Source organism: Actinoplanes sp. NPDC049681 (genome assembly GCF_044465265.1).
Lineage (GTDB): Bacteria > Actinomycetota > Actinomycetes > Mycobacteriales > Micromonosporaceae > Actinoplanes.
In genome coordinates this window covers 268022-280624 of the sequence record NZ_JBITLP010000006.1, presented here as the reverse complement: position 1 = coordinate 280624, position 12603 = coordinate 268022, and the positions used below count along the sequence as shown (strand labels likewise).

The 12603-nt window shown below is 70.2% G+C and carries 16 protein-coding genes and 1 pseudogene; 14 read left to right on the top strand and 3 right to left on the bottom strand.

Translation table 11 applies throughout. The annotated features are described in order from the left end of the window. The first annotated feature begins 7 nt into the window (after window positions 1–7). The 12 genes and pseudogenes from ACIBO8_RS23190 to ACIBO8_RS23135 form a co-directional block, all read left to right on the top strand. Window positions 8–664: a hypothetical protein gene (locus tag ACIBO8_RS23190; protein WP_396117356.1), complete on the top strand. Its 657-nt coding sequence runs from the start codon at window positions 8–10 to the stop codon at window positions 662–664. A 194-nt stretch (window positions 665–858) separates the two neighbouring features. Continuing rightward, on the top strand, window positions 859–1383 hold the full coding sequence (gene rpsP, locus ACIBO8_RS23185) for a 30S ribosomal protein S16 (protein WP_396117355.1): 525 nt from the start codon (window positions 859–861) through the stop codon (window positions 1381–1383). Beyond that, a complete protein-coding gene (locus tag ACIBO8_RS23180; protein WP_014447131.1) occupies window positions 1361–1618 on the top strand; it encodes an RNA-binding protein in 258 nt (85 codons plus the stop codon). The genes rpsP and ACIBO8_RS23180 overlap by 23 nt, the downstream gene beginning before the upstream one ends. An 18-nt stretch (window positions 1619–1636) precedes the next feature. Further along, window positions 1637–2197, top strand: coding sequence for a ribosome maturation factor RimM (gene rimM / locus ACIBO8_RS23175; RefSeq protein WP_396117739.1), 561 nt, complete (start codon window positions 1637–1639; stop codon window positions 2195–2197). Between the two features lie 13 nt (window positions 2198–2210). Beyond that, window positions 2211–2975 carry a tRNA (guanosine(37)-N1)-methyltransferase TrmD gene (gene trmD / locus ACIBO8_RS23170; RefSeq protein ID WP_396117354.1) on the top strand — a complete coding sequence of 255 codons (765 nt, stop codon included), beginning with the start codon at window positions 2211–2213 and terminating at the stop codon, window positions 2973–2975. Between the two features lie 125 nt (window positions 2976–3100). Next, the gene (gene rplS, locus ACIBO8_RS23165) at window positions 3101–3460 is read left to right on the top strand and encodes a 50S ribosomal protein L19 (protein ID WP_364704692.1); all 360 of its coding nucleotides are present in this window, start codon (window positions 3101–3103) and stop codon (window positions 3458–3460) included. A gap of 225 nt (window positions 3461–3685) precedes the next feature. Then, window positions 3686–4570 (top strand): signal peptidase I, encoded by an 885-nt coding sequence (lepB, locus tag ACIBO8_RS23160; protein WP_396117353.1) that lies wholly within the window; start codon window positions 3686–3688, stop codon window positions 4568–4570. Next, window positions 4567–5217: a signal peptidase I gene (gene lepB / locus ACIBO8_RS23155; RefSeq protein WP_396117352.1), complete on the top strand. Its 651-nt coding sequence runs from the start codon at window positions 4567–4569 to the stop codon at window positions 5215–5217. Before lepB (ACIBO8_RS23160) ends, lepB (ACIBO8_RS23155) begins: the two co-directional genes overlap by 4 nt. 47 nt (window positions 5218–5264) lie before the next feature. Beyond that, a complete protein-coding gene (locus ACIBO8_RS23150; RefSeq protein ID WP_396117351.1) occupies window positions 5265–5708 on the top strand; it encodes an NUDIX hydrolase in 444 nt (147 codons plus the stop codon). Then, a complete protein-coding gene (locus ACIBO8_RS23145) occupies window positions 5708–6571 on the top strand; it encodes a ribonuclease HII (RefSeq protein WP_396117350.1) in 864 nt (287 codons plus the stop codon). The genes ACIBO8_RS23150 and ACIBO8_RS23145 overlap by 1 nt, the downstream gene beginning before the upstream one ends. Beyond that, entirely contained in the window at window positions 6568–6891 is a 324-nt protein-coding gene (locus ACIBO8_RS23140) for a DUF2469 domain-containing protein (protein WP_043532656.1), read from the top strand. Before ACIBO8_RS23145 ends, ACIBO8_RS23140 begins: the two co-directional genes overlap by 4 nt. Before the next feature lie 281 nt (window positions 6892–7172). Next, window positions 7173–7656 (top strand): annotated as a pseudogene (locus tag ACIBO8_RS23135) (M23 family metallopeptidase); the annotation flags it as partial. A gap of 5 nt (window positions 7657–7661) precedes the next feature. Here the strand turns inward: ACIBO8_RS23135 and ACIBO8_RS23130 are convergent. Both ACIBO8_RS23130 and ACIBO8_RS23125 read right to left on the bottom strand, forming a co-directional pair. Continuing rightward, window positions 7662–8849, bottom strand: coding sequence for an aminotransferase class V-fold PLP-dependent enzyme (locus ACIBO8_RS23130; protein ID WP_396117738.1), 1188 nt, complete (start codon window positions 8847–8849; stop codon window positions 7662–7664). 666 nt (window positions 8850–9515) lie between these two features. Continuing rightward, window positions 9516–10394, bottom strand: a complete 879-nt coding sequence (locus tag ACIBO8_RS23125) for a tyrosine recombinase XerC (RefSeq protein WP_396117737.1) — start codon at window positions 10392–10394, stop codon at window positions 9516–9518. 83 nt (window positions 10395–10477) lie between these two features. Between ACIBO8_RS23125 and ACIBO8_RS23120 the strand changes: the two genes are divergently transcribed. Both ACIBO8_RS23120 and ACIBO8_RS23115 read left to right on the top strand, forming a co-directional pair. After that, the gene (locus ACIBO8_RS23120) at window positions 10478–11044 is read left to right on the top strand and encodes a DUF6636 domain-containing protein (RefSeq protein ID WP_396117349.1); all 567 of its coding nucleotides are present in this window, start codon (window positions 10478–10480) and stop codon (window positions 11042–11044) included. A gap of 38 nt (window positions 11045–11082) precedes the next feature. Next, complete coding sequence (locus ACIBO8_RS23115; protein ID WP_396117348.1) at window positions 11083–11544, top strand: pyridoxamine 5'-phosphate oxidase family protein; 462 nt, start codon at window positions 11083–11085, stop codon at window positions 11542–11544. A gap of 398 nt (window positions 11545–11942) precedes the next feature. Here ACIBO8_RS23115 and ACIBO8_RS23110 read toward each other — a convergent pair whose 3' ends face one another. Next, a complete protein-coding gene (locus ACIBO8_RS23110) occupies window positions 11943–12347 on the bottom strand; it encodes a winged helix-turn-helix domain-containing protein (RefSeq protein WP_366158448.1) in 405 nt (134 codons plus the stop codon). Window positions 12348–12603: the final 256 nt, after the last annotated feature.

Below are 12603 nucleotides of genomic sequence, written 5' to 3'. Positions count from 1 at the left end.
TCGCCGGGTGACTGTCCCATCCACCCTCATCGCGGAAGTGGCCCCGGCGTGGGATCCGATCCGGCGGCCGCCTCGTCGCACCGCTTCCTGGCTCGCCCTGCTCGCCGTCCTCGCCGGCGGCGCCTACGCGTACCATGCCGGCCGGAAACTCGTCGGCGCGCCGTATCCCGCCCTCGCCCGCGACATCTGCCCCGTGGTAGACCTCCAGCCGATCCTCAAGGCGCTGCCGGGGCCGGTCGCGACACCCACGGCTGCCGACCGGCCCAGCGATGCCGATTCCGCCGGTGAAGCAGTCACCCACCGCTGCCGCTTCACCGTCACCGGGTCCGACGGCGTCACGCCGCGCGCCGTCGGTGAGATGACCGTCACGCGTTATCCGTACGCTCCTGTCGCGCAGCTCTACTTCTCCGTGCATCGTGATGAGGCTGCTGGTTCGATCTACGCCGAGAAGGACGTGCGAGACGTGGCGGGTCTAGGCGAGGAGGCATTCAGCCACTCCGACGGGGACGGCGCCTTCCAGGTGGCCGCCCGGGACGCCAACCTGATCATCGACGCGCAGCTCGTCGTACCCCGGAACGGATCCGTGCTGGCCGTCGACCCACCGGAGCCGGCCTTCCGGGCCCTCTCCGACGGAATCCGGGCCTCGTTTCCTCGGCTTCGCTGAGCTGTTCCGGCCCGATTGGGAGCGCCAGCCGATCGTCTGGCAGAATGGCTAGCTGGTATCCGGCACGCGTGAGGCGCCCTCTAACCCTGATCGCGTCGCCAGTCCACGAACCTAACCAGTTCAGAACCATCGGTCCCGCATCCCCACGTGGGTTCCGTCGGCTCACCCTCGTGATCATCAGGAGCGAAACAACCGTGGCCGTAAAGATCCGGCTCCTGCGGATGGGCAAGATCCGCAACCCGCAGTACCGCATCGTCGTCGCCGACTCCCGCACCAAGCGCGACGGCCGTGCCATCGAGTACGTCGGCATCTACCAGCCGAAGCACGACCCGTCGGTCATCGAGGTCAAGAGCGAGCGCGTGCAGTACTGGCTCTCGGTCGGCGCGCAGCCGAGCGAGGCCGTGCAGCGCATCCTCGAGAAGACCGGCGACTGGCAGCAGTTCAAGGGCCTGCCGGCCCCGCCGCCGCTGCTCGTCGCCCCGGAGAAGGCCAACCGCCAGGCCGCGTACGAGGCCGAGGCCAAGGCCGCCGCCGGTGTCGCCGAGACCCCGGCGAAGAGCACCCCGAAGAAGGCCAAGAGCGACAAGCCGGCCGCCGCGCCGGAGGCCGTCGAGGCCAAGCCCGAGCAGACGCGCGAGGCGGACCGGGCGGAGCCCAACCGCGAGGCCGTTGCCGAGACCGCAGAGGACCCGGCCGGTGCCGGCGCCGACGCGAGCTGACGGGGCGCTCCGGCCCGCGCTGGAGCACCTCGTCAAGGGCATCGTCGACAACCCGGACGACGTCCGGGTGCGGCTGGTCGACTCGCGCCGCGGCAAGCGGCTCGAGGTCCGCGTGCACCCCGAGGACCTGGGAACGGTCATCGGGCGCGGCGGGCGTACGGCCAAGGCGCTGCGCCAGGTCATCGGGTCGATCGGTGGGCGCGGCATCCGCGTCGACATCGTCGACGCGTACTGAGGCGTCCGTCGCGCGATGCTGCTGGTAATCGGCCAGATCGGTAAGCCCCACGGCATCCGTGGGGAGGTTCTGGTGACCGTCCGGACCGATGAGCCAGAGGCGAGATTCGTCGCCGGGGCGGTGTTCGCCACCGAGGTCCCACGGGACCGCAGGGTGAGCACCGGCCCGGCGCCCGCCGCCGGGGTCCCTTACCGGGTGCCGGACAAGCTCACCCTCGAGTCACTCCGCTGGCATCAGGGCAAGATCATCGCCCAGTTCGAAGGCGTGTACGACCGCAATGTCGCCGAGGCGCTCCGCGGCGTCTTCCTGCAGGTCGACAGCGCCGACGTCGCGCCGCCGGACGACCCGGACGAATTCCACGATCACCAGCTCATCGGGCTGTCGGTGGTCGACCAGGACGGCACCGAGCTCGGCACGGTGGACCGCATCGACCACGCGCCCGCCTCCGACCTGATCGTGCTGCGCAAGGCTCAGGGCGGCACCGCGCTCATCCCGTTCGTCAGCTCGATCGTCCCGACCGTCGATCTGGCCGCCGGCCGCGTCGTCGTCGACCTGCCCGAGGGCCTGCTCGACCTCTAGAAGGTTGCCCCCCGTGCGCGTCGACGTCATCTCGATCTTCCCGGACTACTTCTCGCCGCTGGACCTGTCGCTGATCGGCAAGGCGCGCGGCGCCGGGATCCTCGATCTCTCCGTGCACGATCTCCGCACGTGGACCTCCGACGTGCACCGGACCGTCGACGACACCCCGTACGGCGGCGGACCCGGCATGGTGATGCGCCCGGAGCCGTGGGCTGCCGCCCTGGCCGCTGTTTCTTCTGAAGACTCCGTCCTGGTGGTGCCCTCTCCTGTCGGCAAACCGTTCACCCAGGCCGATGCTGCTTCCTTCGCCGCGCTGCCACACTTGATCTTTGCCTGCGGCCGCTATGAGGGCATCGACCAGCGGGTTCTCGATGACGCCGCGACCCGGATGCCGGTGCGCGAGGTGTCTCTGGGCGATTACGTCCTTTTCGGCGGTGAGGTCGCGGTCATCGTGATCATGGAGGCCGTCACCCGGCTGCTCCCGGGCGTGCTGGGCAACGCCGATTCGCTCACCGAGGAGTCGCACGCGGCCGGCCTGCTGGAAGCGCCCGTCTACACCAAGCCGGCGTCCTGGCGGGGGATGGACGTCCCGGAGGTGCTCCGCTCCGGCGACCACGGCCGGATCGCGCGCTGGCGACGGGAGCAATCGCTGCTGCGGACCGCCTCGCGCCGGCCGGATCTGTTCGAGGCCTACCCGGCCGAGAATCTCACCGCCAAGGACCGAGCGGCGATCGAGGAGGCCGGATTTCGGATCCCGGGGTCGGGTGTGGCAAAGTAGGGAGGTTGCCGTTCGCTCCCACGCCGTGGCGGGCGGACGAGGATCTTCTTCACCTACGGAAGATCAGAATCACCCATTCGCGCATCGAACTCCCGGTGCGCTATGAGTTACCCGAGGATGCAGCGATGAACACGCTGGACGCTCTCGACGCCCAGTCGCAGCGCACCGACATTCCCGACTTCCGCGCCGGGGACACGCTCAAGGTCCACGCCCGGGTCGTCGAGGGCAACCGCTCCCGCGTCCAGGTCTTCCAGGGCGTCGTGATCAGCCGCCAGGGCGGCGGCCTGCGCGAGACCTTCAAGATCCGGAAGATCAGCTTCGGCGTCGGGGTCGAGCGTACCTACCCGCTCAACAGCCCGGCGATCGACCGCATCGAGGTCGTGACCCGCGGTGACGTGCGCCGCGCCAAGCTGTACTACCTGCGTGAGCTCCGTGGCAAGAAGGCCAAGATCAAGGAGCTGCGCGAGAAGCAGACCGTCAGCTGAACCCCGAAGCGGTCCGGGGCCGTATTCACTCGGACTGACGTTTACTGCGCACGCGAACTACGCTTGCGCCAGTGACGGATGGGAATCAGTGCCATTGCGGCGTCCGCCGCGCTGGTGGGCCATTCGCACTACCGCCCGACCTGTTCCCTGCGGGACTCCGGGCGGTAGTGCTGTATCCGGGGCGTTGCGCCGGATCGGCGGCGGGAGATGCGTAGCGTGGAACCGATGCAGGGGTACCGGGGCTCGTCCTCCGGGCGGCGCCGCGGCCGGGTGATCCGGCGCAAGGAGATGCCGCTCTGGCAGGAGCTGCCGCTGCTGCTGGTCGTGGCGTTCTGCCTCGCGGTGCTCATCCGCACCTTCCTCGTACAGGCCTTCTTCATCCCGTCCGGCTCCATGGAGAACACCCTGCTCGTCGGCGACCGGGTGCTCGTCAACAAGGTCGTCTACGACATGCGCGATCCGGTCCGCGGCGAGATCGTCGTCTTCCGCGGCACCGACAACTGGGCGCCCGAGCAGCCGTCCCAGCCGGTGAGCAACACCTTCGGCGCGAAGCTCGGCCGCACCATCGGCGACCTCGTCGGTGTCAGCCGCCCGGGTGAGCGTGACTTCATCAAACGGGTGATCGGACTGCCTGGCGACAAGGTCGCGTGCTGCGACGAGAAGGGCCGGATCACGGTCAACGGCCAGCCCGTCGACGAGCCGTACGTGCAGGAGAACTCCCCCCTCGACGCGCCGCCCAACCCCCGGCAGTGCAGCAGCCGGCGTTTCGCCGAGGTGACCGTCCCCCAGGGTGAGATGTTCGTCATGGGCGACCACCGCCTGGTGTCCCAGGACGCGCGCTGCCAGGGCCCGGTTCCCATCGACAACGTGATCGGCCGGGCCTTCGTCGTCGTGTGGCCCACAAGCCGCTTCACCGGCCTTTCCGTGCCCGACAACTGGAAGGCGTACGCCGCCGCCCATCCTGTCGGGGCGGCCCCGATCGGCCCGGAACCGGCCCGAGGGCCCGATCCGGCCACCACGGCGGTTATGTTGCCGTTCCTGCTAAGTGTCGGCGTATCCGCGCGTTCCGGACTGTGGTTCAGCCCGCGGCGACGTAGGCTCCCTTCGTGATTGACGAGCAGACCGGCGAGCAGCGCCGTGGTTCCTTCTGGCGTGAGCTTCCCATCCTGCTGGGCGTGGCGATCCTGGTCGCAGTCCTGGTTCGGGCCTTCGTCCTGCAGACCTTCTACATCCCGTCCCCGTCGATGGAACACACCCTCAACGTCTGGGACCGGGTGCTGGTCAACAAGCTCGTCTACGACTTCCGCGAGCCCCACCGCGGCGAGATCGTCGTCTTCAAGGCGCCCACCGACTGGCAGAGCGGCACCGAGGGCGAGGACTTCATCAAGCGCATCATCGGTGTCGGCGGTGACCACGTGGTCTGCTGCGACGCCCAGCAGCGCCTGATCATCAACGGTCACTCGCTGGACGAGCCGTACATCTACAAGGACGCCGACGGCAACCAGGACCCGGCCGCCGACGAGCCCTTCGACATCACCGTGCCCGCCGACCGCCTCTGGGTGATGGGCGACCACCGCTCCGCCTCCGGCGACTCCCTGGAGCACTGGGAGCAGACCGAGAACATCGACGAGGCCACGATCAAGGCGGACTCGATCGTGGGCCGTGCCTTCACCATCTTCTGGCCGGTCGACCGCGCCACCTGGCTGCCGGTGCCCGAGCAGTTCGACGCCATCCCGGACCCGGCCACCGCGAAGTAGAGCGGACCCCGGCTCAAGATCGATGTCTGGCGCAATAGGCTTGAGGCGTGACGTACATCGACCGGCGCGCCGCGCGGGTGCTGCTCATCGACGCCGCTGAGCGCGTGTTGCTGCTGCACGGCGGCGACCCTGCGCAAGCGGGCAAGCGGTGGTGGTTCACGCCCGGCGGGGGCCTCGACGAGGGCGAGACGCCCGCCGAGGGTGCGGCGCGGGAGCTGGACGAGGAGACCGGCCTGCGTGTGGACCCCGCCGACCTGGGCGAACCCGTGCACCACGAGGTGACCGAGTTCAGCTACGACGCCCGGCACTACCGGCAGGCCCAGCACTTCTTCCTGCACCGGGTGCCGCACTGGGACGTGAGCTTCGACGGCTTCGACGAGGGCGAACGGCAGTCCATCACCGATCACCGCTGGTGGTCCCTGGCCGAGATCGACGCGTCGGACGAGGAGATCTACCCTCGCGACCTCGCCGACCTGCTCCGGCGGCTCTGATGCTGGCACCCCCTCGCACGGTGGTCCGGCGCGAAGGCGGCCTCTACGCCTTGGAACGCGCACTGCAGCGCCGCGGCTTCCGCAACGTCGCCGGCGCCGACGAGGCCGGACGCGGAGCGTGCGCCGGCCCCCTGGTGGCCGGCGCGGCGATCCTGCCGGAGGGCAAGCGCGGCGAGATCGAGGAGCTGGCCGACTCCAAGCTGCTCACTCCGGCCGCCCGCGAGCGGGTCTACGACGAGGTGGTCAAGCGCGCCCTCGCCTGGTCGGTGGTGATCATCCCGCCGGCCGAGGTGGATGCCCGCGGCCTGCACGTCTGCAACCTCGCCGCGATGCGGCGCGCCCTCGCGCTGCTGACCACCGGACCGGACTACGTCCTGACCGACGGCTTCCCGGTCGACGGCCTCGGAGCGCCGGGGCTGGCGGTCTGGAAGGGCGACCGGGTGGCAGCCTGCGTGGCGGCCGCGAGCGTGCTCGCCAAGGTGACGCGGGACCGGCTGATGGTGGAGCTGGACGGACGCTTCCCCGACTACGGGTTCGCGGTGCACAAGGGGTACATCACCGACGAGCACAGCGCTGCGTTGACTGCTCATGGGCCCTGCGCCGAGCACCGGTTCTCGTACGTGAACGTGGCGGCGGCCTCCGGGCGGGGCAACCGGCCCCCGCGCGCCCGGCGGCCGGCTTCGGCTTCGGACCCGGCCGCGGGTTCGGCGTCCGGTTCGGCTTCGCTTTCGATGCAGCCTACCGCCGAGCCGCTGATGCTCTGGCCGACGCTGGAGGGTACCGTCGGCGTGGCGTCGGGCGAGCAGCCTCGGCCGCCGGTGCCGGTGGGGGAAGATGAGGCCATGGAGGGCGAGAAGCGATGAGCGCAGAGGATCTCGAGAAGTACGAGACCGAGATGGAGCTGCAGCTCTACCGGGAGTACCGCGACATCGTCCGACAATTCTCGTACGTGGTGGAGACGGAACGCCGCTTCTACCTGGCGAACCAGGTGGACCTCCACGTGCGCAACTCCGACGGCGAGGTCTACTTCGAGGTAGAGATGCACGACGCGTGGGTCTGGGACATGTACAGGCCGGCGCGCTTCGTCAAGAACGTCCGCGTGATGACGTTCAAGGACGTCAACGTCGAGGAGCTGGAGAAGCCGGACATCTCCCTGCCGGACGACGCCAACTTCGGCGGCTGACCCGGCGGTTCCGCCGACGCGTGACCGGGGTCGGTGGGGTTCACACCATGCTTGGGCTGCTTTCGCTGGGTCCCACAGCCTGGCCTTGATCGGGCCCCCCGGCTCTCCGCTGCTTTCGCTCGATCGGGCCGGCCGTTGCGCACCGCCGCCGCTGAGTCGCCGGATTCGCTTGATCGCGGCTGGACGTCGCCCACGGCTGCCGATTGTTCGCCGGTCTTGCCTGATCGTGGCCGGCCTTTGTCCACAGCCGCAAGTTCTGTGGATCGGTACCCGGTCGTTGTCCACAGGCCTTCCCCGGGCCCGGGCCAATTCCGGCACGATGCCGGCATGCCCCTGCTCCTGGCGCTCCTGCTGTCCCTGTCCTTCGCCTGGCCGGTGCCCGACCACCAGGTGACCCGCCGCTTCGACCCGCCGCCCCGGCCCTGGCTGGCCGGCCACCGCGGCGTCGACCTGGCCGCCGCCCCGGGCACTCCGGTCCGCTCGGCCGGCTCCGGCAGCGTCGTCTTCTCCGGCACCGTCGCGGGCCGTGGCGTCGTGAGCATCGCCCACCCCGACGGCCTCCGCACCACCTACGAGCCCCTCGTCCCGGCGCCGCTGCGGGTGGGGGAGGCGGTCAGGGCCGGCCAAGAGATCGGCCGACTGGCCCCCGGACACCCGGGCTGCCCGGCAACGGCATGCCTGCACTGGGGCCTGCGCCGCGGCGACGTCTATCTCGATCCGCTGACCCTGCTGGGACTCGGCCGGGTCCGGCTCCTACCCCTATGACACCGTCAGCGCGCGTTAGCGAGCAGCTCCGGCAGATGTTGCGCCAAGCGGTCGTATTCCTCCGCGCGGTTGTAGACCTGGGCGCTCAACCGCAGCCAGCCGCGCCCACCCCAGGCGTTCACCGCGACCTCGGTCGCCAACTTCTCCGCGATGCTCTGGCGAAGAGCGCGCGCCTCCGGCAGCGTGGTGGCGATACCGGAGGGCAGCGGCAGGATCCGCATGGAGGCCTCGGCAGCACCCGGGTCCGGCAGGTCGGAGGGCACGAGGCCGAGAGCCTCACCCACAACCCGCTGACCGTACGCAGCGAGCGCCGCATTGTGCTGCCGCACGGTATCCACGCCGAGCGTACGCAGCGTGAACAGTCCCGTGGGAGCCGCCAGCCACGAGGTGTAGTCCAACGTGCCCTGGAACTCGACGGACAGCGGAAAGCCGGAGTCCTGCTCCCACGAAACGACCAGCGGCTCCATCCGGCGCCGCCAAGCGGGCGCGACGACGAGCAGAGCCGTCCCGCGCGGCGCGTACGCCCACTTGTGCAGGTTGCCCACCCAGAAGTCGGCGCCGATCCGATCGACCTCGACCGGCAGCATCCCCGGCACATGAGCGGCATCCACCAGAACCGGAATCTCATGCTCCCGCGCCGCCGCGGCGATCTCGCGTACGGGCAGCACCTTGGCGGTGGGCGAGGTCAACTGGTCGACGATGAGCAACTTGGTCCGCCCGGGCCGCAACGCCCCCCGGATCCGAGCCACGACCTCCGCCTCACCCGCATCCACAGGCACCGCAACGGTCCGCGCGGTAGCCCCGGCCCGCCGACACTGCCGGCGCGTGGCCAGCGCGTTCGAGCCGTACCCATGATCGGTGAGCAGAACCTCGTCACCGGACTGAAGCCGCACCGACTGCAGCACCAGCGACACGCCGGCGGTGGTGTTGGGCACCAGCGCGCTGCCGTCCGGATCGGCGCCCAGGAACTGCGCCAGATGCCGTCGGGTATGGACGATGCGATCGGTGAGCCCGGGCGGCAGGAAGAACGACATCGGATTGCGCTCGGTCTCATCCCGCAGCCGCTGCTGGGCCCGCTGGACGCTGATCGGCACCGCGCCGAAAGACCCATGATTGAGGTAGGCGGTGGCAGCATCGAGCGAAAAGAGGAGCCGCGCTCCCGGAATGGGCGGGGGCGGATCTCCGACGCTCACGCAGCGATCGTACGTCACCACACGCAGCACCGTGCCGCGATCCGCGGCCCGCCGATCTTGACTGCATGGCCGAGACGTCGAAGCCGCCCGGTCACACTCGAACTCCCGCACGCCCGTTCAGTGGTTGATGCGCTCGAGCTCTGCGGTGACTCCCGCTCCGCGCCTGGTCGAGCTGTTCAGGGCATGCGGCTACGGCCCTTCGCAACCGTTGGGTCTGTCGCCCTGGTCGGGTCTGTGGCCGTGGTCGGGTCTGTGGCCGTGGTCGGGTCTGTGGCCGTGGTCGGGTCTGTGGCCGTGGTCGGGTCTGTGGCCGTGGTCGGATCCGTGGTCCTGGTCGGGTCGTGGTCCTGGTCGGGTCCGGGGCCCTGGCCGGTCCGTCACGCTGCCCGGGCCATGACCCCGGCCGGGTCCCTGACCCCGGCCGGGCCTGTCGCCCTCGCCGGGCCGTCCGCGCTCGGGGGTCCTCGCACTTGTCGACGCATTGAGACCTTCGGGTGCGTCGATCTCCGGGATATGCGCGTCCGGCACTCAAGCCCTCGAGCCAGGCCGCCTGCTCCGGCTGCTCAAGCCCTCGAGCCAGGCCGCCTGTTCCGGCTGCTCAAGCCTGCGAGCCAGGCCGCCTGGTGGGGCTGCTCAAGCCCGCGAGCCGCCGCCTGCTCAGACCGCTCAAGCCCTCGGGTGAGCCTGCTTGAACGCCGCGCGGAGTCGCTCGGTCGATACGTGCGTGTAGATCTGCGTACTCGACAGCGACGAGTGGCCGAGCAGGTCCTGCACCGCCCGCAGGTCCGCGCCCCCGTCCAGGAGGTGGGTCGCCGCCGAGTGACGCAGGTCGTGCGGACTGGTGTGCGGAAGGCCCGCGGCCTGCGCGGCGGCGTCCACGATCCGGCGTACGACCGTCTGCTGCAACCGTCCACCGCGCGCCCCGAGGAACAGGGCGTTGCCACTGCCGGCATGAGCCACCTTCGGGCGCTCGTGCCGTAACCAGTCGTCCAGGGCTCGCTGTGCCGGGACGCCGTACGGGACCGCGCGTTCCTTCGCGCCCTTGCCGAAGACGCGGATCACTCTCCGTGGCTCGTCGACGTCGGTGATGTCCAGGCCGCAGAGCTCGCTGACCCGTACGCCGGTCGCGTAGAGGAGTTCCAGGACGGCTCTGTCGCGTACCGAATGAGGGTTGGGCGTGCTGACGACCAGCTCCGCCGCCTGGTCGGCGCGCAACACCGACGGAAGGTCGCGGTGTGCCTTCGGGCTGGCGAGCTGCGCGCCCACGTCGGCCGGGCAGAGACCGTTGCGGTGAGCCCAGGCGGTGAACGTCCGCGCGGCCGCCGCCCGCCGGGCCTGGGAGCTGCGAGCGGCGCCCTCGGTCATCCGCCGCGCCAGCCAGCCGCGGAGGACGACGATGTCCAGCTCGGCGGGCGAGGCGCAGCCGGCCTCGGCGGCATGATCGAGCAAAGACACCACATCACCGACATATGCCCGTACGGTGTGGGCCGAGCGATTCTCGATCCGGGCGAGGTGCAGGCCGAAGTCGTCCACGGCCTGGCGCATGGCGGGCGGCAGTGCTTCGTGGGCCGCGCGGGTGACGATTCGGTCTTGCTCCACGGACCTATCATTCCGCCTTTGGAGGTGGCATGCCTGCTGCACACGATCTCATCCGTCCCGCCGCCGTTCCCGCTGTGCGGTCGCGGGCCGTCGCTGCGCGGCTGTGGGCCGTCGTTGTCTTCGTGGCGGTAGGTGCGGCCGTTGCCGCGTGCTCCAGCCCGTCCGGCACGCGCGGCGACACTCGGGCCACCCCGACGGCCGCCGCGAACGCCGGACTGGGGAACGCCCCGTCGCCGAGCGCCTCCGCGAGGGTGGTCGCGGAGGCCGCGTTCTCGTCGCCGTCGGGCAACATCGGCTGCTACCTGAGCGGGGACGGTGCACGGTGCGACATCGCCAAGAAGGCCTGGTCGCCCGGGCCGGCGCCGGCCGACTGCGAGCTCGACTGGGGCTTCGGCGTCGCCGTCGGCACCAGCGGAAAAGGCACCTTCACCTGCGCCGGGGACACCGTGCTGGGGGCGAAGGAGATGCTCGCGTACGGGCAGGCGCTGAAGGCCGGCAAGTTCCGGTGCGACAGCGAGAGCATCGGCATGCGATGCGAGAACGAGGACTCGGGACACGGGTTCACCGTGGCCAAGGAGAAGTACGACCTCTTCTGAAGCCGATTCCTGTCGGACCCCCGCTCTAGGGTCGAGCCATGGCGAGTTGGCAGGAGATCGAGAACGACAAGCCGGAGTTCGCCGCCAGGGTCAAGGCCCTGTTCGAGGCGGGCACCAACAAGACGATCGCAACCCTCCGCCGGGACGGGTCGCCGCGCATCAGCGGCACCGAGCTGAAATTCGACGCCGGCGAGGTCACCTTCGGCTCGATGGGCGGCTCGATGAAGTTGCTCGACATCCGCAGAGACCCGCGCATCGCGATCCACAGCCCCACCCTGGAGCCGCCCGCCGACCACCCGGAACAGTGGCCGGGCGACGCGAAGCTTGCCGGCAATGCGGTGGAGACGCCGTCGCCGGAGGGGAGTCCCCATGAAGGGGCCGGGTTCTTCCGCGTTGACGTGAGGGAGGTGTCGATGACGTACGTGGGCGATCCGGCGGATCACCTGGTGATCGAGTCTTGGGACACGAAGCACGGTTATCGTCGGCGCACCCGCAAGTAGCCGTCGTCGTTCGGCGTGCGGAATGACGGTTCCGGGCCCGTCGCTGCCGCGCCGGCGCGTAGTCGTCGTGCCATGCGGGCTGGGGGTCGCGCTGTCGGGCTGGGTCGCGGCTGGCGGGTTGGGGTCGGGGCTGCCGTCCGCAATTTGGGGCTGCCGCCGGCAATTTGGGGCTGCCGCCGGAGTCCGACCGGGCTGCTGGTCGGACGGCGAGACTGTGGTCCGGTTTGACGGAAGACGCACGGCTGCTGCCGCGGGCGGTGGACACGCTTCCGCTTGACGCCCGCGGATGTCGGCTGGAGTCGCGAGGCGTCGACGCCTGTCGGTGGCCGGCCGACGCCGGTGCCTGCCCGGCTTTCCGGCCGGCGAAGGGGCTCGAGCGAGCTCCCGAGGCCAGGGAATCAGGGGCGGGTCAGCTGCACGCGGTCCGCGGGATACACCGTCACGGTGCCGTCGGTCGCCGTCACGACGAGGACGGGAACGCCTTCGCCGAGGCGGTACGTGCGGCGTTCCGCGTCGGTGGGCATGCGGGCGCCGGCTTTCTCGCCGCGGCCCAGGGTCACGATCTCCGTCGGCTCGGGGACGCGGACGAACGTCCCTCGTGGCCGGTCGACGGTTACGAGGCCCTCGGTGCGGAGCTGGCCGATGGCCTGCCGGACGGTGGTGCGGCTGATGCCGTATTCCTGGGCCAGGCGCAGTTCGCTCGGCAGCGGCTCGCCCGGCGCGAGGTCGCCGGACTCGATCTGGTTGCGCAGCAGATCGGCGAGCTGGCGGAAGACCGCGCGGTCGGCCGAGGGATCGATCATGGCTCACACCGTACGTGGTCACGATGCTCCATAGCATTGTACGTACGAAGGAACGTAGCTATAATAGGTGAGCCACGCTGAGAAGGCCGAGCTTGATCGGGTGGCGAGCGGCGGTCGGCGCTCCTATGAGGTCCCGACCGCCGTCCACGGTTCATCGTGCCCGGCGCCATCCCGCCGCGATAATGCCAGCCGCATCGGCGGCGGTAATAGCGGCCACAATGTTGACCCTGGTCGGCGCGGTCCCCGGCGAGTTCGG

Coding starts and splice junctions, on each gene's coding strand:
- lepB (WP_396117353.1), top strand. CDS start 3,686: ATGCAGGGGTACCGGGGCTCGTCCTCCGGGCGGCGCCGCGGCCGGGTG.
- rplS (WP_364704692.1), top strand. CDS start 3,101: ATGAACACGCTGGACGCTCTCGACGCCCAGTCGCAGCGCACCGACATT.
- ACIBO8_RS23115 (WP_396117348.1), top strand. CDS start 11,083: ATGGCGAGTTGGCAGGAGATCGAGAACGACAAGCCGGAGTTCGCCGCC.
- ACIBO8_RS23145 (WP_396117350.1), top strand. CDS start 5,708: ATGCTGGCACCCCCTCGCACGGTGGTCCGGCGCGAAGGCGGCCTCTAC.
- ACIBO8_RS23140 (WP_043532656.1), top strand. CDS start 6,568: ATGAGCGCAGAGGATCTCGAGAAGTACGAGACCGAGATGGAGCTGCAG.
- ACIBO8_RS23120 (WP_396117349.1), top strand. CDS start 10,478: ATGCCTGCTGCACACGATCTCATCCGTCCCGCCGCCGTTCCCGCTGTG.
- ACIBO8_RS23125 (WP_396117737.1), bottom strand. CDS start 10,394: ATGCGCCAGGCCGTGGACGACTTCGGCCTGCACCTCGCCCGGATCGAG.
- ACIBO8_RS23110 (WP_366158448.1), bottom strand. CDS start 12,347: ATGATCGATCCCTCGGCCGACCGCGCGGTCTTCCGCCAGCTCGCCGAT.